This window comes from Segatella maculosa DSM 19339 = JCM 15638, from assembly GCF_000382385.1.
In the GTDB taxonomy this organism is placed as follows: domain Bacteria; phylum Bacteroidota; class Bacteroidia; order Bacteroidales; family Bacteroidaceae; genus Prevotella; species Prevotella maculosa.
Genome location: NZ_KB908319.1, coordinates 13,408 through 39,854, shown reverse-complemented (window position 1 = coordinate 39,854; position 26,447 = coordinate 13,408). Strand labels below are relative to the sequence as shown.

17 protein-coding genes are annotated in these 26,447 nt (G+C 49.5%); 8 read left to right on the top strand and 9 right to left on the bottom strand.

The annotated features are described in order from the left end of the window. Positions 1 to 196: 196 nt before the first annotated feature. The 5 genes from H164_RS0100145 to H164_RS0100125 all read right to left on the bottom strand — a co-directional run bounded on the left by H164_RS0100145 (position 197) and on the right by H164_RS0100125 (position 10,086). Positions 197 to 1,228, bottom strand: a complete 1,032-nt coding sequence (locus tag H164_RS0100145; RefSeq protein ID WP_019966751.1) for a family 43 glycosylhydrolase — start codon at positions 1,226 to 1,228, stop codon at positions 197 to 199. 4 nt (positions 1,229 to 1,232) lie between these two features. Then, positions 1,233 to 2,864, bottom strand: a complete 1,632-nt coding sequence (locus H164_RS0100140) for an arabinan endo-1,5-alpha-L-arabinosidase (RefSeq protein ID WP_026356180.1) — start codon at positions 2,862 to 2,864, stop codon at positions 1,233 to 1,235. A gap of 403 nt (positions 2,865 to 3,267) precedes the next feature. After that, on the bottom strand, positions 3,268 to 5,040 hold the full coding sequence (locus tag H164_RS0100135) for a hypothetical protein (protein WP_019966749.1): 1,773 nt from the start codon (positions 5,038 to 5,040) through the stop codon (positions 3,268 to 3,270). Positions 5,041 to 5,077: 37 nt separating this feature from the next. Continuing rightward, entirely contained in the window at positions 5,078 to 6,829 is a 1,752-nt protein-coding gene (locus H164_RS0100130) for a RagB/SusD family nutrient uptake outer membrane protein (protein ID WP_025830168.1), read from the bottom strand. A 53-nt stretch (positions 6,830 to 6,882) separates the two neighbouring features. Further along, positions 6,883 to 10,086, bottom strand: coding sequence for a SusC/RagA family TonB-linked outer membrane protein (locus H164_RS0100125; protein ID WP_025830166.1), 3,204 nt, complete (start codon positions 10,084 to 10,086; stop codon positions 6,883 to 6,885). A 784-nt stretch (positions 10,087 to 10,870) separates the two neighbouring features. Between H164_RS0100125 and H164_RS0100120 the strand changes: the two genes are divergently transcribed. The 3 genes from H164_RS0100120 to H164_RS0100110 all read left to right on the top strand — a co-directional run bounded on the left by H164_RS0100120 (position 10,871) and on the right by H164_RS0100110 (position 13,746). Then, on the top strand, positions 10,871 to 11,107 hold the full coding sequence (locus H164_RS0100120) for a hypothetical protein (RefSeq protein ID WP_026356179.1): 237 nt from the start codon (positions 10,871 to 10,873) through the stop codon (positions 11,105 to 11,107). Positions 11,108 to 11,281: 174 nt separating this feature from the next. Then, complete coding sequence (locus tag H164_RS14305; RefSeq protein ID WP_019966745.1) at positions 11,282 to 13,075, top strand: fimbrillin family protein; 1,794 nt, start codon at positions 11,282 to 11,284, stop codon at positions 13,073 to 13,075. A gap of 221 nt (positions 13,076 to 13,296) precedes the next feature. Further along, positions 13,297 to 13,746, top strand: a complete 450-nt coding sequence (locus tag H164_RS0100110; protein WP_019966744.1) for an HU family DNA-binding protein — start codon at positions 13,297 to 13,299, stop codon at positions 13,744 to 13,746. Between the two features lie 503 nt (positions 13,747 to 14,249). Here H164_RS0100110 and trxA read toward each other — a convergent pair. Together trxA and dnaE are read right to left on the bottom strand one after the other, a co-directional pair. Continuing rightward, complete coding sequence (gene trxA, locus H164_RS0100105; RefSeq protein ID WP_008566672.1) at positions 14,250 to 14,564, bottom strand: thioredoxin; 315 nt, start codon at positions 14,562 to 14,564, stop codon at positions 14,250 to 14,252. Positions 14,565 to 14,654: 90 nt separating this feature from the next. Then, positions 14,655 to 18,359, bottom strand: coding sequence for a DNA polymerase III subunit alpha (dnaE, locus tag H164_RS0100100; protein WP_019966743.1), 3,705 nt, complete (start codon positions 18,357 to 18,359; stop codon positions 14,655 to 14,657). 137 nt (positions 18,360 to 18,496) lie between these two features. Between dnaE and H164_RS0100095 the strand changes: the two genes are divergently transcribed. From H164_RS0100095 to H164_RS0100085, 3 genes are read left to right on the top strand one after another with little or no spacing between them, the layout of a single operon-like run. Continuing rightward, complete coding sequence (locus H164_RS0100095) at positions 18,497 to 19,189, top strand: phosphatidylserine decarboxylase family protein (RefSeq protein WP_019966742.1); 693 nt, start codon at positions 18,497 to 18,499, stop codon at positions 19,187 to 19,189. Then, positions 19,189 to 19,896 carry a CDP-diacylglycerol--serine O-phosphatidyltransferase gene (gene pssA, locus H164_RS0100090; RefSeq protein ID WP_019966741.1) on the top strand — a complete coding sequence of 236 codons (708 nt, stop codon included), beginning with the start codon at positions 19,189 to 19,191 and terminating at the stop codon, positions 19,894 to 19,896. The genes H164_RS0100095 and pssA overlap by 1 nt, the downstream gene beginning before the upstream one ends. Positions 19,897 to 19,945: 49 nt before the next feature. Then, positions 19,946 to 20,215 (top strand): DUF4834 family protein, encoded by a 270-nt coding sequence (locus H164_RS0100085; protein ID WP_008566677.1) that lies wholly within the window; start codon positions 19,946 to 19,948, stop codon positions 20,213 to 20,215. 24 nt (positions 20,216 to 20,239) lie between these two features. Here H164_RS0100085 and H164_RS0100080 read toward each other — a convergent pair whose 3' ends face one another. Together H164_RS0100080 and H164_RS0100070 are read right to left on the bottom strand one after the other, a co-directional pair. Continuing rightward, positions 20,240 to 20,551, bottom strand: a complete 312-nt coding sequence (locus H164_RS0100080) for a hypothetical protein (RefSeq protein WP_238315312.1) — start codon at positions 20,549 to 20,551, stop codon at positions 20,240 to 20,242. A 571-nt stretch (positions 20,552 to 21,122) separates the two neighbouring features. Beyond that, entirely contained in the window at positions 21,123 to 22,016 is an 894-nt protein-coding gene (locus H164_RS0100070; protein WP_019966738.1) for a hypothetical protein, read from the bottom strand. Positions 22,017 to 22,220: 204 nt separating this feature from the next. Between H164_RS0100070 and H164_RS0100065 the strand changes: the two genes are divergently transcribed. Together H164_RS0100065 and H164_RS0100060 are read left to right on the top strand one after the other, a co-directional pair. Beyond that, entirely contained in the window at positions 22,221 to 23,861 is a 1,641-nt protein-coding gene (locus H164_RS0100065) for a glycoside hydrolase family 43 protein (protein WP_051082175.1), read from the top strand. Between the two features lie 19 nt (positions 23,862 to 23,880). Further along, positions 23,881 to 26,442 carry a glycoside hydrolase family 88 protein gene (locus H164_RS0100060; protein ID WP_025830318.1) on the top strand — a complete coding sequence of 854 codons (2,562 nt, stop codon included), beginning with the start codon at positions 23,881 to 23,883 and terminating at the stop codon, positions 26,440 to 26,442. Positions 26,443 to 26,447: the final 5 nt, after the last annotated feature.

Here is a 26,447-nt window from a genome sequence, read left to right as displayed (position 1 = left end):
GGTAAAGATAGCAATTTAGTAGTAAGTTGGTTCCCACGAATATGATAAAAACACGAAATAATGATGCAAACGTTTGCGCAAAGAGCAGTCTTTAGCTTACAGCTGATGAAAGCGTTAGTTCCTTCTGCAGTCTCCTTGAGGAAGAAGACCTGGGAGAAGCAGTTACTTCCATTCTTTTGTAGGGGCGGAGAGCGCGTTAGGGGATGAGGGGGAGCAACTTTTTTTTCACCAATACCGACGCACCTTCTTTCTCTATGCTATAGCCATGGCAAATCATGATAGGTTTGCCTTTGACCGTGTAGACGGCACAATGCCCCACGGCCTCATACGTTTTTTTGTCGCCTTCGAGCACAATGTCGCCACCACCTTTGAGCATATCACGCCCACTACGGTCGAGATAAGGCCCTATGGTTTGCCGACTTCGGCCCACGGCAATGCGATAGGTGCTCTTCATACCTTGACAACAATAATCCCAACTCACGAAAAGATAATACCAACCCCGATGATAATAGATGAAAGGGGCCTCGATAGCGTTCGGTCCGGCATCGCGTGAAGTAGGATTATCTGCGACATTTTGGTCGGTTGGAGCATAGCGGCGAGCAATCGTGAATGGACGTGCTCCATGAGCAACATGGAGTGAACTATCAAGGCGAACGAGCTGAATGCCATCCCAAAAGGAACCGAACGCGAGCCAAGGCCTGCTCTGCTCGTCTATAACGATATTGGGATCGATGGCGTTCCAATTGTCGCGGCCCACGCGAGATGCGATGACGCAGCCTTCATCGCGCCACGGTTCATCGGCGGCGAGCAATGACTTAGAGAGCAACCCGATAGCCGACGTGTTCTTTCCGAATGTGGAGCACGAATAAGTCATGTACCAACGGCCGTTGAACTGGATGATATCGGGAGCCCAAACGTGCTGCGTAAAGCCGGGAACGGAGTCGCGTGTCCACTGCGGAATAACTGTCATCACACCGCTACGGTAGCCCGTCCAGTGCTTAAAATCACGAGAAGTGTACCGGCTGATGCCGTTCCCTGTGCCGTAAAGGTAGTAGATTCCGTCCTCGACGGCCATCACGGGGTCGTGCACAAACGGTGTATCAACGGTAAAAACATCAGGAGACTGCTGCCCGAAGGCCACTGTAGAATAAAGCAATATGCAGGCCCGAAACAGCGTTCCGAGCCTTGCGGTTGCGATAGCAAACATGTGTTTCGTCCGGATTTCCATTCCGTCAGACTTTCTTTCCCCAATAGGTGGCCTTTCCATTCGAACTCAGTCCCACATACACGATGGTCGCCTTGCGCGGATTAGCCTCCCAGTCGAGTTCGCGCCGCAGGTAGAATTGTTCATTGTCTATTGTCAGCACATTCTTTGAAGCATCAAAACGCCATGCCTTGCCGGTCTTCCAACCCGATTTCACCGTATGATTGGCAGCCAAAGTCATACTGACGGAAGCGTCTTGCCGCTTGTAATTGTAAACCAGATTGATGTGCTGCCAATCGCCAAGGAGCTCACTCTCGGTGATTGTCTTCTGTGCGATACCGGCATAACGCTCCGGAAGTACAAGCGGCCAACCGTCGGGCGTCCACACGATGGCACGCACGCCGCCTACCATTAAGGCGTTGCTACCCGCATTGCCCTTATAGTTTTCGGGGAACCGCTGCTGTGAAGCATAATACCAGTTGCCCTTGCCATCGTTGAACACGGTGCAGTGACTGATGCCTACCCAGCCGTGGTCGCTGCCGAACCGATACGGATGTGTCAGAATGGGATAGGCGTCTCCGCCCCTATTAGTGACGTCTCGCCCCGTGATATCATAGTAAGGACCATCGATATTCCGTGAACGCACCACCCGAGTATTATAGGCCACGGATAACTCATCGTAGGCCATGAAGAGATAATAGTAGCCCTCGTGCCAGACCACCTCGGGTGCTTCGCTTGCCTGCCAGCGGTCTCCAAACTTACGCGTATAAATCAATTTGCCATAAGCCGTCTCATTCTCCGTGCCCCAAGGGTTGCCCAAAGCATGCAAGGGCTTGCCCGTTGCGGGATTGAGCTGCAGGGCTGCGAAGCCGCTGTGCCACGAACCGTAGATCAGCCAATGCTCGCCTTTCTCGTTGATGAGCAGCGACGGATCGATGGCATTATACTTGAAATAACACCGAGCATAGTCGGTTGCATTGACTTTAAAGTCGAGCCCGCGGTCGGAATAGTTCGTGATGACGTAGCCTTTGTCTGTCCACGTGTCGATGTCGGCAGGATTTGACGTCTCCATCAGGCCAATAAAGCAACGCTCGCTCCATGTTCCTGCGCCATTGATTGTCCCGGGAAGCGTCACGACATAGTACATGCGATAGAGGTCTCGGCGGATGCGGCGCACGCAAGGTGCCCAGAAGCCGAACTGCGTTTGGTTGTGGAAATCTATCGAAGAAGGCGCAAGTCCCATGTCTTTCCGTATCTTATTGAGTTTCGACTTCACCCAGGTCGGAACGCCATGCAGCGTCGGTCCCATGAACTCCCAATTGATAAGATCCTTCGAGCGGCGGCAGTAGAAGTGACCGCGCGACTGCCCTTCGCCTGCATGAGCATTGCCATAGCTGGCATCAGTCTGATACATGTAATAATAACCATCGTCGGCCCGCACCACGCTCGGGTCGTGCACGTTGGCCAAGTTCCACCTGAAGCGGTTGCCCCAGTCGGCAATCGGCGTGTAGTCGTCGGCCATATTCTGCCCGTCGGTCACGGTGACGTCGGTCTGGACCTTGCTGCCGGGGTTTTCATACTCGATGTTGTCGTCTTCCTTGCAGCCTGCGAAAGCCATGGCCGCGAGGAAGGAAATCCATACCATGCTGTTTGTTTTCATATTTTTTCCTGTTATGTGATGATTGTGCGGAGCACCTGCGCCACGTCCGTCACGTATTGCTTTTCGTTCCGTGCCGCTTCTCGCAAAATTCCGTGCCGTGTCGGAAATCGTTCCGTGCCGCCTCGAAAATCGTTCCGTGCCGCCTCGGAATTTGTTCCGAGCTATGTCGAAATTTATTGAGTGCCGCCTCGGAATTCTGTGAGACCCGGGTCTTACGTCGCTGAGACCCGGGTCTCGCACTCGTGACATCCCCCTCTCATTTTAACGAGACCCGCCTCTGATTAAAAAGAGAGCTATGTCTCTTTTTAAAAACATCCTGATCTTTTTTCAGAAAGATGGGGATGTTTCTGAAATCAGTGGGGGACGCGAGGGGTAGCACAACTGCTCCGGCTTAAGTTTCGATTTAATTGAACACCAAGTGACAACTGTCAATCGTGAAACCGAAGTTGAGGTCGGAAGGGTTCACGGTGTTCACGCCGAAGTAGTATTGCGTGTAGGTTTTCCCATCGGTTCCTCGCATCACGGCCTGCACGTCGGCCGTGCCGTTGTTGACATTGGTCACATAGACCGTGACGCGCGCTCCGTCCATCGCAGTCCGCCATGTAGTCCAATCACCCTGCGTTCCCTCGTGAGCACAAGCGGCATAGCCATTTCCCCAGCCGTAGTTGTCGGAACGGAGCACGGCATATTCGGAATTGTCACTTGCGCGAAGCACAATGACGAAGTTATTCCAATTATTGGCCTTGCTGCTGTGATTGGTGAAGGTGGCCATGCGCGTTTGGCCCACGCCGACGTTCACCTTGTCGGTGTGCACCGACCACCATGCGCCGGAGTTGTCTGTGGCGCCGAGTACGGCGGGCGTAATGGCGGTAGCAGTGGGCATGGCGGCCGAGACACGAATGACCACGGTGGCCGTCTTACCATTGTCTGTCTTGATGGTCACGGTGTGGCTACCTACCTTTGCGGGAATGGCCGAGAATGTCAGTTTGTCGTTGGCCATAACGGCCGTCCGCCCGTTACCATAAGTGGCCGTAACCTCGAGGCCGGTTTTGTCGAAAGCCAGCGTGCGGGTGGCAAGACCGCTGATGTCGGGTACATTGTAGAAGTAGTAGTGCGTGCGCGTCGGCTGCCGGGTCACAGTGATGGCGTTGACCTTTTCAACTACATTGAACTTTGCGTTGGCGACGATGGGCCGTGCGGCATTCTCGCCTTTGAGAGTCTTGTTGTAAATCGCGACGAGTTGCTTCTCGCCGAGTGTCGTCATGTCGGGAATAGCTGAGAAATAGAGTTCGGAAGCCGGCACAACCTTGGTCACGCCTTCCTCATACGTCACCGTGGCCGAAACGTTGGCCATGGCGGCATTGAGTGTCGTTCCCTCGTCAACCTCGTCGGGCACGTTCTGCAATGTCATCGAAAGGGGTGCCTTATCCTTGGCAGAAGTCAAGCCACCGATAGGAACGACATTCGTTTGTAGGAAGTCGATATAAGAGCCTTCAGGACACAAGAAGCACCGTATGTTATGATTAGAGGCATCAGCATTGCGATTAGCCAATTTGTAAGGCTGGGTGAATGTCTTCGTGACGGTGCCGTTGGTGAGCTTCACCAAGAACGTGTCGGGGCGTGAACGGTCTACTGTCAGCGTAATCTTTCCACCTAATTGCTGTACTTTCTCGTCTTTGTTGTCAACGGGCGAAAGCAGTAGCGTGCTCTTGGTGTACTTGAAATAGAGTCCGCCCCACTGCGAGTTGAACTTAGCCGAGTCGCCCGTGGCATCGAAGCGAATGGCACCATACTCCGAATAGCCTGTTCCTCCGCGGTCAACATCATTTGTGATGATCAAAGCGAAGTTCTTGTAATAGGTATTGTCATTAGGGTTTATGTTCAAATTAAACACAGCGTTCCACTTCGTATTTTCGGGTATAACATAATACTTTGAGAACTGTTGCCAAAAGCCCGAAGTGAAGTCTTTTGCCCCAATAGAATACACATCTTCCTGCATTCCAACGAGTACTTCCTCTCCCGTGTTCTGCTTAGACTTATTGATAGAATCTATTTTCTGGGAAATCCAATCGGGTGCATTAACATTATAAAGGTCGCCACCCTCGCAACCTGTCAATGTCAGCAAGCCCATAACAGCCAGAAATATGACTGACTTTATTTGATGAATATATTTCATACGTTTGGTTTTTTGAAATGAATGAATAGCTAACAACTTAATGGCCAAGACTTACAACAGGACGAACTGTCCAGCCCTTTCCCTGGAAATAAGTGGCGTTATTACTGCCATAATTGGCCGAATTACCATCCAAATTTGGATTCTTATTTGTCAATGACTGAACTATTGGCAAGAACTCATGCCCTTGAGCATAGGTATCGTAAGAGCTTTTCAGTTCTGGATCAATGCCCACTTGCGTATAACTGACGGCATCTTTAGCATGATGAACGGAGCGACGGAACGTGCCGTGTTCTTTCAATTGCAGTAATCTGTCTGCGCTATAGAAGAAGCCCCAGCGTATCAAATCAAAGCCACGACCGAACTCACAGCCGAATTCTTTCGGGCGTTCTACGTTGGCAATCTGCTCAAACAACTTATCCGCTGTGGGGAAATCGGCTAATTTCAGACCTACTAATCCTACACGTTGACGTACTTGGTTAATCCAATCAATCGCCTGTTGCGTAGGTCCATTCACCTCGTTCTCACATTCGGCAGCACGCAAGAGCACATCAGAATAGCGCATCAAGCGTAAGTTAATACCATCGTGCAAGCCAGTCACAACCTTATCATAAAGCCCTGTACGCATATTGGTATTCTTTGCGATTGGCAGTCCACCATTATTATTATTGGTCACCACTGTATCTGTTGCAGTCATTGGTTTGGTATAGCCTACATTGCCATTCTCAAATCCTTCCCAATCAGTTTCATACGTTCCGATAGTCCAATAAAGGCGAGGATCAAGCTTACCCTTGATTGTTCGCTCCTGCTTAAACAGTTGATAGAGCCAAGGTGAGGCCGAAACATCTGCCCAACCACCATAAACACCAGGAGCAAAGTTGCTTTCTATCGCTGAGCCTTGTGTGGCATTGACACTCGTATTAACAGGCGTCCACTCATCATCCGTTCCCTGTGAGTCTTTATCCAAGAACTGAACTTCAAACAAACTCTCGGCATTGTTCTCATATTGCGAGCCTTCCCGGAAATTATCTCCATAGTTGGGCATCAGCTTGTAAGTGCCATATTTCCTACCAATGATATCTTTCAGCACCGCAAGAGCCTCGCTATACTTATGGCGTTGCATCAAAGTGCGGGCGTAATATCCGGCTGCTGCACCACTCGTAGCACGTCCACCGGCCCACTCTCCACCGGCATCACGTGACGGAAGTAAAGTCATAGCCTCTTGGAAATCCTTTTCCACTTGGTCCAAGACCTCGTCATACGAACTGTTCTTTCCATAAAGACCATCCAACGTAGAATAGCCGGCATAGTCGGTAATCAACGGTGGATTCTGATAATATCCGACAAGGTTGTAATAAGACAATGCACGAAGGAAAAGTATCTGCCCCTTGATACGGCGCATTCTCTCACTTAAAACCGCATCATTATCCCCACAACGCGAGATGCCGAAATTACACACATTAATGGTGTAATACCATTCACGCCAAGGCCAAAACGAAATGTCATGCGTCACTGGTGCATTCAAATCGTCGAATGGAAGATACCAAACCTGTGATGAGTTCCATGCCTCATCACCTCGGCATACATCAATCATATATCCCACACGAGCATAAGAGCCTTCCATACGAATATGGTTATAAGCCGCTATGACGCTCTCTTCCAAGTCGTCTGCATTAAAGCCAAAGGTTCCCGTTGTCTGCTGATTGGGGTTCACCAACTCTAATTTATCGCCACAAGAAGCAAGCATGCCAAGCCCCAACACAAGGGCAAGAGATAGTTTATATAGTTTCATTTTGTATAATCTATTAATGTTTTACATGATGAATTGGATATATCTGCAAGCCATTAGAATGTAAAGTGAAGGCCAAACATCACACTGCGTGCACTTGGGAAAGAACAGAAATTATAGCCTGGAGTAAAGGTTCCACCTGCATAGTCAACGTTATAACCATGGTATTTGGTGAAAGTATAGAGGTTTTGTGCCGAGATATAGGCACGCACACCACTGACAAGACCACCAAACCACTTATTAGGGAAATTGTAACCCAACTCTACATTAGCAATCTTCCAATAGGCTGCATTCTGTATTTTGCGCGAACTGAAGAGGTCGTTCCACCCCAAAGTTGCATTATTAGTCACATAGGTGCGGGGCACATCCGACAGATAGGTTGCCCCATCTTCCGAATAACGGTTGGCATCAAGCATGTCCACCGATTTGTTTCCCCAGCCATAGCATGAGTTCAGACTATTGTAGATATCATCAGACACATGATAGTTGAGCGCACCATAGGTAGAAATATTCAAGTCAAAGTTCTTGTATTCCAACCTAACATTCACACCAAAGTTCACCTTGGGAAGTCCGCTTCCCAAAACCACTTGGTCGTTTTCATCAATCTTACCGTCAGGAACTCCGTTCGGCCCACTTACATCTTTATACAGGCAATCACCAATATTGGCTCCTTGCTGCGTAGCATGATTGTCTAAATCTGCCTGCGTACGGGCAATACCTTCATATACCCAACCATAGAATTTGCCAATTTCGCGTCCCACATATGTAGCATATGCGCCCGTGATATACTTATTTCCAAATCCCAAAGAAGTGACCTTATTCTTCAATGTGCTCAAGTTGGCACCGATTTCATACTTCAACGCGTGGTCGCGATTTCGGTAAGTAGCCGAGAATTCAAAGCCACTGTTATCCATAGAAGCCGCATTCATCGTCACCGACGTATTGGAAACGCCAGCTTGTTCGGGTACAGGAACACCATAGAGCAAGTCTTCCGAGCGGTTCTTATACCATTCGGCAGTGAACTCCAAGCGGTTGTTGAACATGGCAACATCAATTCCAACGTTCGTCGTTTTCTTCTTTTCCCAAGCTATGTTCTGATTGACAAAGGTTGAAACTGCCGAACCCGACACCGGTTTATTATTGAAACTGTAGGTCATATTGTTGCGTGCCATGGTTGCCATGTATTGATATTCGCCGATATTCTCATTGCCAAGCACACCATAACTGGCACGAACCTTGAACATATTGACCACATCTCGACTGATAGGAAAGAACTTTTCCTTGTCGAAACGCCAACCTAATGACACTGAAGGGAACGTCCCCCAACGGATAGCATGCGTCAGACGAGAGCTGCCGTCACGTCGAACGACCAATGAAAGCAGATATTTCTCATCGTAGTTGTAGTTCAAGCGACCAATGAAAGAACTCAACGCATGGGTAAATTCAAAGGACTCGGCATATTGTTTCTTACTGTTTTGCAGCTGTAGGAAATAGGGCTCGTTCATATTAATGCCCTGCCCTGTCAACAAATCGGTATGCTCTTCCTCGTAGGTCTGACCCAACACGAGGTTGATGTTGTGCTTACCGACATGCCCATCATAAGTCAGTGTGTTCTCAATCAAGGCATCTGTATAGTCACGACTGCCTTTCGTAAGTCGCTCATTGCTCTTATCCAAGTACACACGGTTGCTTTGTGCCCATGCCGAAATCCACGTAAAATCCTTCGCATGCGTCTTACTGTAAGAGAGGTTCAGATTGTAATGCAAGCTGTGGTTCTTGTTGTTAAGGCCCAACATCTTGAACAAATCAACGTCAGCAGAGCCATTCCCCACGAACCGGTCTACCAAAGTGTTGCGCTGCAAGAGGTGATTTACGAGCAAAGGATTGGAAGCCGAGATGTCACCATGAATGTTATCATAATATACTCCATAACCGTATGCATCGTATTTATAACCATTTGCCAAGCCCACTTTGTCGTCAAGCACCCACGTTGAAGGGTCGTATGCCTTGATTGTAGGCTGCATCAACAGCGTTCCACGCAACACATTGCTCACATCTCCATAAAGTCCCTGCACATATTCAGAGGCATTAGAGAGCCCCATGTTGTCTTGATCAGAATGCGAATAGACGAAACTCGTGCGGAACTTGATGAACTTCGTTTCCATAGTGTTGTTCACACGAGCCGTATAACGCTTGTAGTTGGGACCTGCACCCTCAAGAGTTCCTTTCTGTTGGAAATAGTCAAGCGCAATATTATAGGTGTTGTGTGCACCACCACCGCTGAGGTTTACATTGTGGTTCTGCCTTATACCTGTCTTAAACACCTCGTTAAACCAATCTGTATTGGTGTTATCCATAAACTGGTAACGTCCAGTTTCGGGGTTCAACTTATAGCCCCTGGGGATAGGAGTGCCCGAGTTTACACATGCCTGTCCCACATATTGACTATATTGGTCAGCATTCATCACATCGTAAACACCACTCGAGATTTTATCAATACCCATGTAACCAGAATAATCAACCTTCAAAGGTTGGTCTTTCTGACCGTTCTTTGTCGTGATGATAATCACGCCGTTAGCAGCTCTCGAACCATAGATTGCACCAGCTGCAGCGTCTTTCAACACTTGAATGGAGGCTATATCATTAGGTGAGAAATCGCGAATCGTCGTGCCAACGGGCACACCATCAACCACATATAGAGGTGCAGTGCTGCCAAAAGAACCGATGCCTCGAATTCTAACCATAGGGTCGGCACCCGGTTGTCCGTCTGTAGTGATTTGCACTCCAGGCACTTTTCCCTCAAGCATTGTTGATATATTCGAATTAGAAACCTTTTTCAAATCCTCGGCATTCACAATAGACACCGAGCCCGTAAGGTCGGCTTTCTTCTGCGTTCCATAGCCCACTACGACCACTTGGTCGAGCATTCTGTTGTCGGGCTCCAGCTGAATGGCTTCTATCACAGCGCGTCCGCGAACAGCAACCTCACGCGTTTTGTAGCCCACATAGCTCACGACAAGCGTAGCATTGGCGGGTGCTTCTACATGAAAGTTACCGTCAAGGTCTGTCACCGAACCACCTTTCAATCCCTTCAATGCCACATTCACACCGATAAGAGGTTCACCTTGCTCGTCAACCACCTTACCTTGGACTTTGATTGTCTGTGACTGCGTAACCGAAGCAAGCAATGTTGTCGGGTAGACAGCAAGCCCACCCACTGCGCTCAGGCATAGCATCACAGAGAATAATTGTTTTCTCATCTTTAGTTATATTTAGGTTATGAATAAAGTTCTATGCTGTTCTCGTGTTCTCACGGGAAGATGACTGTCGTTGGTTTTTAGTTAAACTGCTGTGCGCAAATTTAAGGATTGTCAGCTGACGTAAGGTGGACAAAAGAAATTATTAGGTGGACAAAAGAGGAATATGGAGAAGATAAGCATATATATAAACGAGTGAGGGGAGTTTTTTTATGATAAGTTTGGCAGTTCCAAAAGAAAGCCTTACCTTTGCACGCGATGATAAAAAGTAATCATATATATAAAGGTGTGAAGCCGATGCAAAGAAACTTTGATTTCTCTGCATCTTTTAACGCTTATTATTTGGTTAATCCAAATAATTTGCTAACACACACACACACACACACACACACACACACTTAGCGCACCTGGCGTTTAAACGTCTTCACGTACGCGCGCGCGAAGCGCGTGTAACACTAATAAACAAAGGGCTTCTCGGAGTTCCCTTTGTTCGAATATTCGTGTCCCTTTATGAGCAAAAAATGAACGAAATAACGTCGCAAAATATGCGGACGCACGAACCGTGCGTCCCTACATACATTCGCAAACAAAAAGACGCAAAAGGAAGCAAACGAAAAGACGCAAGAGCATGTAGGGACGCACGGCTCGTGCGTCCATTCGCCACGGTTGACGAGTTGGCAGTTAGCGGGCCATTGGAACGGACGCACGAGCCGTGCGTCCCTACATGCACCATGCGTGCAACGAGACAAGGAGAGCAAAACAATATTCACCCTATAAATTAGAGATTATGAACAGAGAACAGAAAGAAAGACTACTTTACGTTACCCCTCGGTGCACCGTCGTACCCGTGGAGGAGGAAGGTTTCATCTGTGTGTCGCCACGGTTCGACCCTGCGGGCTCGACCACAGAGACCAACTACGACGACAAGGGCGAACACGACATGGGAAGCGTGTACTTCGGAGACGAGAGCACCGTCGCGCCGGCGAAGAAGAACAATAGCTTGTGGGAGGAAGAAGAAGAGTAGAGCCTCCCCCGGCCCCTCCAAAGGAGGGGAGAAAGCCCACCCCCAACCCCTCCCGAAGGGAGGGTGCCCACGCTTGAGAAAGACTCCCAGAAAGCCCACACGTTAGGGCTCCCTCCCTTTGGGAGGGCCGGGGTGGGTGTTAGGTTTATTATTAACTATAAAGATTTAGAAGAAATGAAAAGAAAGACATTGATAAGAACGGGACTGCTGTTCATGGCGGCAGTGCTCTTGACCGCTTGCAGCAGCAACGATGACAACAAAGAGAACAACGGAACGGACGACGGCAAGAAAGTGAACATCGCAAAGGCCGTGACGTTCAAGGTGGACTTTGCCGACTATAACGCCGAGCAGGAAGTAGGCGTGACGCGTGCCGGCAACCAAGAAGAGAAGATAGGTCGGCAGGTCATAGGCCTTGGCAACGGCATCTTGGCGCAGTGCACACTGCAGCGCGACACGACGAAGCAGCTGAAGACCATCGCCACGCGTGCCCTGCCCGACGACACCTACACCATGCTGGCCTACGACGTCGCCACCCACACGCTCCGAGGCGAGCTCATCGGCAACGTCGTGGGCGGCGTGTTCCGCTATTCGAGCTTCGGTGCGATAGAAATCCCCGCGGGCACCTACGACTTCGTGCTCTTCAACAGCAAGGTCAGCCGCAGCGGCAACCTGCTCACCGTGACGCGGGCCAACGCCGGCGACGCACTCATCGGGCGCACCACGGGGAAAGTGATCCCTTCCTCGCCCTACAACCAATTGGTGACTTTCACCATGAAGCACGTCGCCGCCAAGGTGAAAGTGCAGCTCACGGGCTACATGCGCTTCTCTGCCGGAATCGCTGCTACACTCGCTTCGGTGAACGCTACCGACGTACCTTCTACCTCGATTTATGATGCTTCAACGGGCACATGGTCACTCGGCACAGGCGCAGCCACGACAGACAATCTTACCTACGGTTCAAGTCAGCCCGGCGCCATAACACCCGGCCTCGGACGCACTTCATTCATAGCTGCAAGTAGTGAAGACGCTTTCTTCATGCCCTCCACAGATGTGTCGAAGCTGAAGCTTACTTTTACTGCCGGCACCATCTACAATCAGAACATGACAGGGGCAAACCTGACCTTCGCGCCAAAAACACCGCTACAGTTAGACCAGAACGGCTCCTACGTGCTCAACGTCGACCTGATGTATCGCTTCCTCTACCTCATGAGCGACGGAACCAGAGGGTTCATCGACAAGACCACCTTCGGTGGCGGAACGAAGACCCCCATCGCTGTGGTGGTGAGCCAAAGCAGGCACATGGCCGTGGCCTTGGAGAATGCAGGAGGGGCCAATGCAACATACGTATGGACATCCATACCTCATCAAACGTCATATGGCACTTGGCCGAGCATTACGCAGCTTTGGGATCTTCACAATAAGACGGTAATCAATCATGACTACGATATATCGTTTTATGTTTTAGAAAATGGGAATTCTGTTACTTGGGATGCCGCGGAGAGTACGAACAATACCACCATCAAAGGTAATGATACCCGTTTCCCCGCCTTTTATGCGGCCGGGCACTATACGCCGACACTCCCTACGGGTGTCAACCTAACGGGGAAGATGGTGGGTAAGAAATGGTATCTCGCAGCCCTTGGCGAATGGAAATATGTGTGTTCGGCCTTAGGATTCGGGGAAACAGCCGACCTGCTAACGAAAAAAAATATGTGCAGATGGCAAGGTACCTTGGCTCACGCAGCCTTTACTCAAGTGGGCGGCACATCTATAATAGCTAAAAAGATTTACTGGTCAAGTACGGAACTGAGATACCTCCCAAAACCGACTTGTTGTTGGGGAGCCACCGTTTTAGATCTTTCAAAACCCACTGCATTGTTGGGCTATTTTGGCAGAGGCCGTTACGAAGCGGTGAAAGAACTTAATCAAGGTTATACCGTCCGCCCGTTCATCATCTATGACGAATGAGAAAGGGTACGGCGTACCGACAGAGAAAGGTGTACCGTACCGACCAAGATGGGTACGGTACACCTACGACAAGAGGTACGGTACACCTACGGAGGTCGGTACGGCGTACCGATGGTGGTCGGTACGGTACACCGATGGTAAAGGGTACGATACACCCATGAAAACGACTATTTTTTTTATTCACTAAACATATTTATTAACTTAAAAGAAAGGAAACGATTATGATCGAGTTTGAAATCAAATCGAAGAAACAGACCGTGGGTCCGTTGAAAGGAAAAACAGTGTATTACGCCATGGCGAAGAACAAGAACTACATGACGCTCGACATGGTGTGCCAACAAATCGTAGACGAGACGTCGCTCTCCTACGGCGACGTGATGAACGCGCTCATCACGCTGGGGCGCCTCGTGTGCCGCGGGCTGAAGATGGGCTTCAACGTCGACTTGGGCGACCTCGGCTCCTTCCGCGTCTACTTCCCCTCGAAGATGAGCGAGAAGGAAACCGACGTGACGGCCGCCTCGCTCAAGACTCCGAAGGTTGTGTTCACGCCGAAAGCCAAGATGCGCGAGGCTGCCAAGACGGCCGAGGTGAGCGTGAATAACCCGAAGCGGAAGGAAGAAAAGAAGAAGAAGAAAAAAGAGGAAGGGGGAATAGGGCAGCACGGGAATTAGAGCCCACAAACCCACCCCTGACACCCACCCCCGGCCCCTCCCGAAGGGAGGGGAGGAGAGCCTCCCCCCAACCCCCTCCGAAGGAGGGGGAGCTGCGAGCTTGCGAGGAATTAGTTTGCACGCTGTTTGTGCTCCCCTCCTTCGGAGGGGTCGGGGGAGGTTTCCGGGGGTTGGGGGAGGTTATTGGGGAGGGCGCACGACTTACCTGTATTTAATCAAAATCAAAATTCACCTTATGATTAACTCGCTTGTCTGTGTGCCCTCCCCGTTTTAATACACACCCAAAAAGCCTCTCCCAAAAGCCTCCCCCGGCCCCTCCAAAGGAGGGGAGACCGAGCTTGCAGGCAATGATGAATAATACATGATAAACAAAATAGACCTTGTGAACTAAAGTGTTCGCAAGGTTTATTTGCATATTTTCCCCTCCCTCGGGAGGGGGTAGGGGTGGGCTTCTCCCCTCTCCTTGGGAGAGGGGCTGGGGGAGAGGCTTTTGGGGGAGGCTTCTACAATAGCGCTTTGAACTTTTCTTCGATAGTCGCCTTGCTTGCCGCACCGACGAACTTATCGACCAGTTCACCATTCTTAAAGAACAGAATGGTGGGAATGTTGCGCACGCCGTAGTCGGCTGCCACGTCGTCGTTCTCTTCTACATCGCACTTGCCGACGACGATTTTGCCGTCGTACTCCTCGGCAAGCTCCGAAATGATGGGGCCCACCATGCGGCACGGACCGCACCATGTTGCCCAAAGGTCTACTACCAATGGCAATTCGCCATTCTTGTAACGCTCGATGTTCTCAGTTGTGATTTCTACTTCCATTTTTATTTTCTTTTGTTAATAATCTTGTTTGCGTCTGCAAAGGTAATGAATTGGTTTCATAACGGCAAATGCCGAGCCTACAAAACGCGTTTAATTGATGTGATAGGACATGGCGGGGTGGGCATCGACATAGTTCAGGAGCTCGTTGGTGACGTCGACGGTGTGGCTGCGCGAGCGCAACATCAGGCTGACATTATGGACGCTGTCGACCACCTGCACGTAGAGCTGCACCTTGCCCGGGGCCTTTTCGACCAGCGTACTGAGGTCCGTGACCACGGCTTCCGTCAGCTCCGTGCTGTCAATCGATAGGGTTATCTTCTCTAAACGCGTGTCTTTGATGGTCTGCATGTACTGAATGTCTTGCACGCGGAGTTCGTAGTAGTCACTGTCGCGATGGCGTTTCTGGCATTTGGCCATGATATACACGATGCAACCCTCGGTCAGCATGCCGCGCCAACGCCCCCATTCCTCGCCGAAGAATGCCATTTCTCCGCTGCCTTCGAAGTCTTCGATGGTGACGAAGCCGCAGGGCTTGCCGGTCTTGGTGAACTTGGACTTCACGCTCGTGACGATGCCTCCGATGATGATTTCCTCTTTCTTTGCAAGTTCTTCTTTCTTTTCTATCTCCACACAGTGCGTGTTGCACATCGACTTCAAGATGACGCCGTACTCGTCGAGCGGGTGGGCACTGAGATAGATGCCCACCAAGTCGCGCTCGTGGTTGAGCCTTTCTATCGTGCTCCATTCCTCGGCTTTCGCCGGAACGGGGCGTGCAATCTCCACCGCACTGTCGCCTCCGAAGAGTGAGTTACGGGCTTCCTGTTGCTCTTGCTGGTAGAGCTGACCGTAGCGGACCAGCGTGTCGAGGAACATGTCGCCCTTCGGACCGACAGCAAAATACTGTTCGCGACGGAACTCAAAGCCGTCGAACCCGCCGCTTAATGCCAGCGACTCGAAAGCCTTTCGGTTGACGCTACCGAAGTCGATGCGCTCTGCAAAGTCGTAGATGCTTTGATAGGGTCCGTTTGCTTCGCGCTCTTTCACGATGGCCAAGGCCGCGGCTTCGCCCATGCCTTTGATGGCCGAGAGTCCGAAACGTATCTCTCCTTTCTTGTTGACACCGAATTCCGAGTAGCTTTCATTGACGTCGGGGCCGAGCGTGGCAATCTTCATGCTTTGGCATTCTTCCATCAGCTTGGTGATTTCGGTTATCTGGCTGAAGCGTCGGGTCATCAAGGCAGCCATGTATTCGGCAGGGTAGTGCGCCTTCATATAGGCTGTCTGGTAAGCCACCCATGAGTAGCAGGTGGCGTGTGACTTATTGAACGCATAAGAGGCAAACTTCTCCCAGTCGCCCCAAATCTTCTCCAACACCTTTGGGTCGTGGCCGTTTTCTTGTCCCTGCTTGATGAACTTCGGCTTCATGGCATCTACGATGGCTTTCTTCTTTTTACCCATTGCCTTGCGAAGGGCATCGCTTTCGCCGCGCGTAAAACCGGCCAATTGGCGCGAAAGTAACATCACCTGCTCTTGATAAACCGTGATGCCATAGGTGTCTTTGAGATATTTCTCCATGCAAGGTATGTCGTATGACACCTGCGAGGGGTCGTTCTTGCGCTTGATGAAGTCGGGAATATAGTCCATAGGTCCGGGCCTATAGAGCGCATTCATGGCGATAAGGTCTTCGAAAACCGTAGGGTGAAGCTCGCGAAGATGCTTCTGCATGCCGGGCGATTCAAACTGGAACGTACCGATGGTGCGGCCTTGTTGAAAGAGTTGATAGGTCAGTTCGTCATCGAGCGGGATATGGTCAAGGTCGACGACATCGCCGGTTGTCTGCTTCACAACCTTGCAGGCTTCCTTCAACTCCGATAGGGTCTTCAGACCGAGGAAGTCCATCTTGATGAGTCCGGTTGACTCAATGACGTGCCCATCGTATTGGGTCACGGCAGTTTTCAGACCGGGAAAGTCGGGGTCATCGGCCGTTGAGACCGGCACCCAATCGCTGATCGGGTTGCGGCAGATAATGAAACCGCAGGCATGGATACCCGTTCCACGCACCGTACCCTCAAGCATCTTGGCATATTTGATGGTGTTTCGCTCGCGCGGGTCTTGCGACACTTCGGCCTCACGGAGCTCAGGTGTGCACTTGATGGCATTCGTGAGGTTCATCTTCAAGCCTTCGGGGAGCCGGTCGGGAATGGCCTTACAGAGTGCGTTCGACTTATCCAAAGGAAGCCTTTCCACGCGGGCAACGTCCTTGAGCGAGTTCTTTGTAGCCATACTGGCATAGGTAATGATGTGTGCACAGTTCTCATGTCCGTACTTATCCATCACCCATCGTAACACTTTTCCGCGTCCGTCGTCGTCGAAATCAGTATCGATATCGGGGAGATTCACGCGGTCTGGGTTCAGAAAACGCTCAAACAGGAGGTCGTATTTCAAGGGGTCTATCTGTGTAATTCCCAAGCAGTAGGCTACCACAGAGCCTGCTGCCGAACCACGACCAGGCCCCACCATGACGCCCAACTCGGTGCGGGCGGCATTGATAAAGTCCTGAACGATGAGGAAATATCCCGGAAAACCCATCGTCTTCATCACGTGAAGCTCGAAGTTGATCCGCTCTTTCACCTCCTCCGACAGTTCACCATAGACTTTCTTTGCGCCGTCATAAGCCAATTTCGCCAAGTAATCGGCCTCGAATTTGATGCGGTAAATCTTGTTATATCCGCCCAATCGGTCGATAACTTTCTGCCCTTCTTCCTGCGAGAGTTGGTTTTCTCCGTTCTCGTCTGACGTGAATTCTTTGTAAAGGTCGGCCTCACTGAACTTCTTCCGCCATTTTTCTTCCGTGCCGAACTCCTCGGGTATGGGGAAGAAAGGCATGATCGGGCCATGCTCGATGCTGTAGGTTTCGACCTTATCCAATATCTCGAGCGTATTCGCCAAGGCTTCGGGAATGTCCGAAAACACCTCATTCATCTCCTCTCGTGTCTTGAACCATTCCTGCTTACTGTATCGCATTCGGTTTGGATCGTCAAGGTCCTTACCCGTAGAAAGGCAGAGCAAGTGGTCGTGAGCCTCGGCCGTTTCCTTGTCTTCAAAGTGCACGTCGTTGGTACAGATGACCTTGATGCCATATTCTTTGGCAAATTCCAACAGCACTTTATTGGCTTTCTGCTGCAAAGGATAGGCTTCACGGTTGGCCAAAATCGTCGGGTCTTTCACCTCATGACGCTGCAATTCCAAGTAATAATCATCGCCGAAGACACGATGATACCACTCGCATGCCTCGCGTGCTCCGGCCAAATCACCATGTAGAATCTTTGAAGGCACTTCGCCGGCAATACAAGCCGAGCACACAATCAGGTCTTCATGATATTTCTCAAGCTCCACCCTGTCTGTGCGAGGACGGTAATAATAGCCGTCCACCCACGACTTACTGACCAGCTTTATCAGGTTTTTATAACCGTTATAGTTCTTGGCCAACACGATAAGGTGGTAGCCCGAGTTGTCACCGTTCTCCTTTATCTTGTCCTGCAAGCGGTGATGTGCCACATACATCTCGCAGCCGAGGATAGGTTTGAAAGGCTCTTTTCCCTCGGCTTTCCGCCTTTTGTTGATACCTGCACAATAGTCGGCAAACTCCTTGATGCCGAACATCACGCCGTGATCTGTTATCGCCATGCCACGCATTCCATTGGCAATGGCTTTGTCCACCAAGTTAGATATCTTGGATTGCCCATCAAGAATGGAATAAAAAGTGTGAACATGAAGGTGAATAAAGTCTTGCATACTCAATGATTTTGGACCGCTAAGTTACGGCAAAAAAAGAGAAAAGCAAAATAAAACATGGTTTTTTATTTTATATATTTGCTCATGCAACAAAAAATAATTACCTTTGTCTGCGATTAGCACCTATCCTATTGACTATGATTAAAAATATTCAAAAGTTCAAAGATATACGTATACACCGCGAAGGAACCCGCACATTGGTTTACGGTTTCATGATTTATGCAGTAATAGCCTTACTCTTGTTCCGATTTGAAAACAAGCTTTATTTTTGGTTATTTACGCTCTTTTGCGGCACGATATACGGCATCGTAGTCAATTTTTACCGCTGTCCTGCCCGCCGATTCTCCGGTACCGATGATACCGAAAAGGTGGTCGTAGCACCAGCCGACGGCAAGATTGTCGTCATTGAAGAGGTCGAAGAGAACGAATATTTCCACGATCGTCGCCTGATGATCAGCATCTTCATGAGCCTTTTCAATGTCCATGCCAACTGGTTCCCTGTTGAAGGCAAGGTGAAATTCGTGCGCCATCAAAACGGAAACTTCCATAAAGCATGGCTGCCCAAGGCAAGTGAGGAGAACGAACGGGCCGATACGATGATTACAACGCCCGATGGCAGGGACATACTTTGCCGACAAATCGCCGGAGCCATGGCACGTCGCATCGTCACTTACGCCAAGGAAGGAGAAGACTGCTATATCGATGAGCATCTTGGGTTCATCAAATTGGGAAGCCGTGTAGACGTTTTCCTGCCCGTTGACAGCGAGGTTTGCGTGAAAATGGGGCAGGCAACGACCGGTGACCAGACGATTATTGCAAAGCTGAAATAATGATAAAGAAACATATTCCCAATAGCATCACCTGCTGTAACCTTGTTTCCGGCTGCATAGCTACAGCTTTTGCATTCGCTGGAGACGCTGAATTGGCACTCATTTGGATTATCATTGGGGCCGTATTCGACTTCTTTGACGGCATGAGTGCACGTTTGCTTGGGGTGTCATCTCCCATAGGTAAGGAACTCGATTCCTTGGCCGATGTCGTCACATTCGGCGTAGCTCCGGCCACAATCTTGTTCTCCGAGCTGTCCGTTTTGGAGTATCCTGCCTTCTTAGAGCCCTTGCGTAACTATCTTCCTTACGCTGCTTTCCTCGTCTCAGCCTTTTCAGCTTTGCGCTTAGCAAAGTTCAATCTCGACGAAAGACAGGCCACTTCGTTCATCGGTTTGCCCACTCCAGCCAACGCTTTGTTCTGGGCTTCGCTCATCGTTTGCAATCCTTCGTGGCTCGAAAGTTCAGCATATTCCGTCTTCATCGTGCTTCTATTGCTTGGCTTGAGCTGTGCGCTATTGGTGTCGGAACTGCCGATGTTCGCTCTGAAATTCAAGCATTGGGGGTGGAAAGGCAATGAAGTGAAATACGGTTTTGCCGCACTTTCCGTTGCATGTCTCGCCTTTTTAGGACCATTGAATGCTTGGTGGGTCATCATTACGCTCTATCTGTTGGGCTCTGTTTTGCTTTGGTTGAGGGCCAAAGCGTGACATGTGGCCACGCATTCTAAGTCACCTATATAAATAAGGAGAACCAAAAATGGTTTTATTGAAGTTCATTTTCCTGCTATTCATCGCACTCTTCATATTCATTCTGCTGATGGCGTTCCGCTTCATCAGCACGTTCCGCGACAACATCAATAAATTCAACCGCCGTTCTGGAGATTTCGGCCGGCAACAATGGGGGCAACACCGTCGCACTTACGGTGACGATGAGCGCGTAATCGACACGCGTGACCCTGAAGAAGCGGGCAAAAAGATTTTTAAAAAGGACGAGGGCGAATACGTAGACTACGAAGAAGAGCCATAAACGAACGTCGTTGCGGCCCGCTTCTTACGCCAAGATGACGGCCAAAATGGCCAAAAGATTAATCAACGTAAACAAGGACGGCGGCACAAGTGCCCAACGCTTATGCCCTTTCCGATAGAGTCTGCAAGCCAAAAATGCCCCTACATAAATCAATAAAGGATAGGTATTGACCGATATAAACAAGGCCAAAGGTTGCCAAGAATAGCCGGGTGCATCAAAGAAAAAGATGCTCATGAACATCAGCCACGGTGCCATCAGCAGCGGACTCAACGCAAACAACTTCAGCCAAGCAGGCGTATCTCCATTACGTTTCAGGAAGATACAAATGAAAATCATATGCAATAAAAGGATAATTGTCATTCTTTTTTCTTTAATCAGACCAATAATAATGTTGCAAAGTTAGCAAAAAAGTGCGAAAACAACCACGCTTGCACTGCATATAACAAGGAGAAATGTAAACCATACGCTATACTTTCCTTGAAAATCCAGCCGAGAAAAATCCTTGAAAAAAGTCGATAGATTTTACAAAAAGAGTTGGTCTGACAAGCAAGATAGATTGTTCTAAAAGTCGGTTAGCCTCATTTTGCAATCTGAAATCAGTCTTTTAAACGGGTGAACTCAGTCACTTTACATCGCAAAATGACTGTGATTAAAGTGTGATTTCAGTCTTTTTACACGCTGATTTCATCTATATTGCCTGCCTGTTCAAATCAAACAACAAAAAAGGGAAAGCCGCTTCATGCTTTCCCCGACACAAAAATACAACATTTTCCGGCCGATTGCAAATCAAATTTGAAATAAATTGACAAAAGAAATAGCGCTTCCTGAAAATCAATTTCACGCCGATTCTTTTTCATCTTCGTCATATCAAGCAGCAAAACGCCCCATCCACGGGCTTAACTTCGCCCTATGGGTGGAATTTCTTCAGCCCTGTGATGCCCCCAAACGACGTATATCCGTTTTCATCTTGCTCATTTCGGAGTTCATACGCCAGCGAATCAATCTGTTGTTCGTAGTCTTTTGTGCAAAAATATACCGTTCCGCGCTGTTCAAGATAGTCTTCCGAATTGTGCGTTAGCTCTGCCATGACGTCCACATCAAACCGATATTTCCCCACAACCTTTGCGGGCAAGAGGCTCAACGGGGCTTCGCGGAGCAATTGTTTGGCAAAGCTCGGCGTGCAATATCGGTTGGCCACCATTTGAAGTGAAGCCTTATCGATGGGTTTCTGCCTGCATTCGTTCAGCCAAGCCCTATAAAATGATGCCACATTGTCAGCCTCCGACATTTCTATTATAAACGGTCTGACGCTCAACCGACCGTTTTTGTCGAACAAAAGCGAGAAAAGCCAGCCGTCATCTGTTTCAGGATAGAAGGTTGCCACATCGATATAGACCGTTGTTCGCGTGATGAGTTCAATGTAACCCGGCGTGAGTTGCAGTTCGGGACGGGGCTTTCCATGCAGCTTTTCGGTTGAAATTTCCTTCTTGTCGAACAGCAATCGGCCGTCTTTATAGAGTGTAATCAAGAAGAGTTTGTCGTAGTACTTCTCGCCTTTTACCTTGGTTGGGCCGTCTGCCGAGGCAAGAATGACGCGCCAACCGGCACAGGTGGTGTCGCCAATAAGCCGCAGGTTCTTGTAGGTTTTAGTAGGTTTCTGCGGTTGGGGCAGCGGTTTCGAGGGCTTGGTCGAGGCAGTTTGCGTGGCATGTTGGGTCTTTGTGCAGGCTGTCGGCATCAAACCAAGAGCCGAAATCGCGAGCATTGCCATGCAGCATGATTGAAACAGGCGTCTGTTCATAGCGGTTTTTTGCTGATTTTTGGCAAAGATAGCAAAATAAACAGACTGCGCCAATCATTTATATGACTTTTTTAACAACCCGACTTGTATGATTCTCGGGCTTTTTCCTTATCTTTGCCGACAGGGAAAGCCTTGAGGCCGAGCCCGAAACAAACGCTGTGACAATCTATTTAAATACCTATCAAACGCTAATCTGACTAAAACATGAACAAAATCCTTTGCGCCTTGCTCTTGATGTGCACCGTTCCGGCGGCCGGACAATACCGTTCTAAGGTGTGGTGTGCCGACAATGGCGACGGAACTTACGTCAATCCGGTGCTCAATGCGGATTATAGCGACCCCGATGTCGTGGCTGTTGGCGATGATTACTACCTCACTTCAAGTTCGTTTAACTGCGTTCCCGGCCTGCCAATCCTGCATTCTCGCGACTTGGTTAACTGGGAACTCATCGGTCATGCGCTTGATCGCGTGTGGCCCGATAGCTTGTTTTCGGGAGCTCCTGCGCATGGAAAAGGAGTCTGGGCACCCAGTATCAGGTATCATAAAGGCGAATATCGCATCTATTGGGGCGACCCCGACCAAGGTGTTTTCATGGTAAGAGCAAAAGACCCACGCGGACCTTGGGAGCCACCTGTGCTTGTTATTCGCGGGAAAGGCATTATAGATACCACCCCGTTATGGGACGATGACGGCCGTTGTTACATGGTAAACGGATGGGCAAACAGCCGAAGTCGCTTCGCAAGTGTCATCACTGTGCGCGAAATGAATGCCGATGGAACGCGTGCTATCAGCGATCCTGTCATCGTGTTCGACGGAAACGGCACGGAAAACCGAACCTGCGAAGGTCCTAAATTCTACAAACGAGACGGCTGGTATTGGATATGGTGTCCCGCAGGAGGCGTGGCTACAGGGTTTCAACTGGCGCTTCGAGCACGCTCACCTTACGGTCCTTACGAGGCAAAAAAGGTGTTGGCGCAGGGCAATACGACTGTAAACGGCCCGCATCAAGGCGCATGGGTGCACACAAAATACGGCGAAGATTGGTTCTTGCACTTTCAGGATAAGGGCGCGTATGGGCGAGTTGTTCATCTGCAACCGGTCACTTGGAAGGATAATTGGCCCGTGATTGGACGTGTGCCTCGGCAGGGTTATTGCGGCGAACCTTATCTTTCGTATCGCAAACCGAAGTCTGTAAGCAGTCAAATCGTGACACCTGAAGAGAGTGATGCGTTCGATTTACCGCGTTTAGGACTGCAGTGGCAGTGGCAATCCAACTATGAACCATGGTTCGGAATGCCCACTTCACTGGGCTTCTTCCGCCTTTTTACCTTCAAAGGTAACGACAACTTTTGGTTTACCCCCAACCTTTTATTGCAGAAAACGCCATCAGATAGTTTCACAGCTACGGCCAAATTAAAGCTTATAAGTAAGAAAAATAACCAGTTAGGTGGCCTCATTATGATGGGAAAAGACTATACGGCTTTGGTCGTAAAAAGGGTAGGTGAAGGGTTTGTTTTGCAGCAAATGACCTGCAAAGATGCCGATAAAGGCCACGCAGCTACCGTCACTTTGTTGGCTGATTTGCCCAAAACAGGTCAGGATGATAACGATTATCAGTTTGCTATTCACGAAGAAATATATCTCAGAATGAGGGTAGATAAGGGCATTGTTCGGTTCGCTTTCAGTCGTAACGGCAAGCAATTCACCGAGACAGGAACGCCTTTTACCATGCGCGAAGGCAAGTGGATAGGAGCCAAGATAGGCTTTGTTGCACAGGAACCTCAAGGAAATTCCAATCGCGGGTGGCTGGATATCGACCGCTTTGACATAACGAATAATCCATAAACAAATCACTTTAAAACCTATGAACAAATTATCTGTATTGCTTTTAGCGCTGTTCTTCCCGTTGCTTTCGCTGGCCGACGGTTGGAACGAGGCTGAATATCGGGCGATAGAACGCTCGATTGAGTCGCCGAAGATAGCCAATCGCTCGGTTGTCATTACGAAATTCGGTGCCAAGACTTCTGCTTCTGCGGCCCAAAATCAAAAGGCCATTCTTCGTGCCATAGCCGTTTTGGCCAAACAAGGCGGTGGAAAAGTCATCGTGCCTGCAGGGAAATGGAACACCGGAGCACTGAGATTGCAGTCCGGGATCGAGCTTGTTGTGAGCAAAGATGCCCATCTTCAATTCGTATTCGACCGTGACCTTTACCCCTTGGTAAAGACATCTTGGGAGGGAATGATGTGCTGGAATTACAGTCCATGCATCTATTCTTATGAGGCAAATGACGTTGTTGTGTCGGGAGAAGGCACGATTGACGGAGGCGGTTCCAATGAAACTTGGTGGCCGATGAACGGAAAAGCCAACTTCGGATACGTGAAAGGCGTCACCAAAGAGGCACAAGTTCTGGGCTCACGCGCACGACTTCAGAAGATGGCCGAAGCCGATGTGCCATGGGATGAGCGCCGTTTTGGCAAGGGATATGGCTTGCGTCCGCAGCTCATCAACTTCGTTAAAGGAAACAGAATACGCATTTCGGGCGTCACATTACTGCTTTCTCCCTTCTGGGTTATCCATCCTTTGCTGTGTAAAAACGTCACGGTTGATGGGGTAAAGATATGGAATGAGGGGCCAAACGGAGACGGTTGCGACCCTGAAGGCTGTGAAAAAGTATTGATACAAAACACGCTTTTCCATACCGGAGACGATTGTATTGCCATCAAAAGCGGCCGAAACAACGACGGACGTTTCTGGAATCAACCCTCAAAAAATATCATTATTCGCAACTGTGTGATGGAAGATGGACACGGAGGTGTGGTCATCGGGAGTGAGATTTCGGGGGGATGTCAGAACGTATATGCCGAAGATTGTGAGATGGATTCACCCGAATTGGATCGCGTTTTACGCATAAAAACCAACAATTGTCGCGGCGGTTTGATCGAAAATATCAACATGCGACGCGTCAAAGTGGGTCAATGTAAGGAGTCCGTAGTGAAGATTAACCTCGATTACGAGCCCAAAGAGCCTTGCTATCGCGGCTTTGAACCGGTGGTGAGAAACGTGAATGTGGAGGACGTTACGTGCCAGAAGAGTGCTTACGGCGTGCTTATTGTGGGACGAGACAGCGTGGAGAACGTGACAGACATACGTTTGAAGAACTGCAGTTTCAATGGTATCAGCAAGGAAAACGTCAAGATTACGGGCAAGACACGTCATATCACTTTCGACAACGTGAAGATGGACGGCCAACTCGTGCTTGCTCCCGAAGAACTTCCCTTCAAAAGCATGGCACAATGGATGACTTTTTCAGAAATGAAACGCACCCCGCAGCCCTATCTGCTCGACTTTGCACCGAAACCCCGCTGGAGTTATGTCATGGGCATAGAACTTGAGGGTATGCTCGACACTTATCAAGCCTACGGAGGCGATGGTATTCTGAATTATCTGAAGGCTTATCCGCGCAAGATGATTGATGACAGCGGCGAAGTAACAGGATATGACTACAAAGCATTCAATCTTGACAACGTCCGCACGGCCAAATTCATTCTCAGAATGCAGCAAATCGACCCGCGAACAGGCAATGATAAGGCCTTGGCCACAATGATGAAGCAGCTACATCACCAACCTCGCACGCATGAAGGCGTGTTTTGGCATAAGGCAATCTATGCAAATCAGGTGTGGCTTGATGGTATTTTCATGGGACTTCCATTCTATTGTGCCTATGCGATGGGCCATTATCCGGCAAAAAAAGCACGCCGTGTGCTCGATGATGCAGTGGATCAAATCGTCAAAACCGATAAACGAACCTATGACGAAGCCTCAGGTTTATGGAAACATGCATGGGATGAAACCCGTTCACAGTTCTGGGCTGACCCGCAAACCGGCCGAAGTAAGCACACATGGGCACGCGCATTGGGCTGGTATGTCATGGCGATGGCAGAGTGTCTCGACGTAATGCCCGATGACTATGCCCGGAAATCGGAGCTAAAAGCACTGTTGCAAAAAGCCATGAAAGCCGTTGTGCGCTATCAAGACAAGCAGTCGGGCGTGTGGTATGATGTGATGGACGTGAAAAATCCCAAGAATTATCTTGAGAGCACGGCCTCCTGCATGTTTGCCTACGTGTTGTTGAAAGGTGCACGCATGGGATGGCTCGATGAATCTTATGCCATTGCCGGCCGAAAAGCCTATGATGGTATCTTGAAACGCTTCATTCGCGTGAATGATGACCGTACCATCTCGTTAACCGACTGTTGTGTGGTGAGCGGACTTGGTCCCGGAAAAAGTAAATACGTTAAACCGGGCAAGGAAAATTACCGTCGTGACGGCAGTTTTGAATACTATATGAGCGAGCCGATACGTGATAATGACCCCAAAGGTATAGGTCCTTTCCTTTGGGCTTCGCTCGAAATGGAGCGTAATTGACACGA

Excerpts from the sequence above, each read along its gene's own strand:
- dnaE (WP_019966743.1), bottom strand. The coding sequence starts at position 18,359 with ATGCAAGACTTTATTCACCTTCATGTTCACACTTTTTATTCCATTCTT.
- H164_RS0100095 (WP_019966742.1), top strand. The coding sequence starts at position 18,497 with ATGATTAAAAATATTCAAAAGTTCAAAGATATACGTATACACCGCGAA.
- pssA (WP_019966741.1), top strand. The coding sequence starts at position 19,189 with ATGATAAAGAAACATATTCCCAATAGCATCACCTGCTGTAACCTTGTT.
- H164_RS0100085 (WP_008566677.1), top strand. The coding sequence starts at position 19,946 with ATGGTTTTATTGAAGTTCATTTTCCTGCTATTCATCGCACTCTTCATA.
- H164_RS0100060 (WP_025830318.1), top strand. The coding sequence starts at position 23,881 with ATGAACAAATTATCTGTATTGCTTTTAGCGCTGTTCTTCCCGTTGCTT.
- H164_RS0100065 (WP_051082175.1), top strand. The coding sequence starts at position 22,221 with ATGAACAAAATCCTTTGCGCCTTGCTCTTGATGTGCACCGTTCCGGCG.
- H164_RS0100120 (WP_026356179.1), top strand. The coding sequence starts at position 10,871 with ATGAACAGAGAACAGAAAGAAAGACTACTTTACGTTACCCCTCGGTGC.
- H164_RS14305 (WP_019966745.1), top strand. The coding sequence starts at position 11,282 with ATGAAAAGAAAGACATTGATAAGAACGGGACTGCTGTTCATGGCGGCA.
- H164_RS0100070 (WP_019966738.1), bottom strand. The coding sequence starts at position 22,016 with ATGAACAGACGCCTGTTTCAATCATGCTGCATGGCAATGCTCGCGATT.
- trxA (WP_008566672.1), bottom strand. The coding sequence starts at position 14,564 with ATGGAAGTAGAAATCACAACTGAGAACATCGAGCGTTACAAGAATGGC.
- H164_RS0100145 (WP_019966751.1), bottom strand. The coding sequence starts at position 1,228 with ATGGAAATCCGGACGAAACACATGTTTGCTATCGCAACCGCAAGGCTC.
- H164_RS0100125 (WP_025830166.1), bottom strand. The coding sequence starts at position 10,086 with ATGAGAAAACAATTATTCTCTGTGATGCTATGCCTGAGCGCAGTGGGT.
- H164_RS0100140 (WP_026356180.1), bottom strand. The coding sequence starts at position 2,864 with ATGAAAACAAACAGCATGGTATGGATTTCCTTCCTCGCGGCCATGGCT.
- H164_RS0100110 (WP_019966744.1), top strand. The coding sequence starts at position 13,297 with ATGATCGAGTTTGAAATCAAATCGAAGAAACAGACCGTGGGTCCGTTG.
- H164_RS0100135 (WP_019966749.1), bottom strand. The coding sequence starts at position 5,040 with ATGAAATATATTCATCAAATAAAGTCAGTCATATTTCTGGCTGTTATG.
- H164_RS0100130 (WP_025830168.1), bottom strand. The coding sequence starts at position 6,829 with ATGAAACTATATAAACTATCTCTTGCCCTTGTGTTGGGGCTTGGCATG.
- H164_RS0100080 (WP_238315312.1), bottom strand. The coding sequence starts at position 20,551 with ATGATTTTCATTTGTATCTTCCTGAAACGTAATGGAGATACGCCTGCT.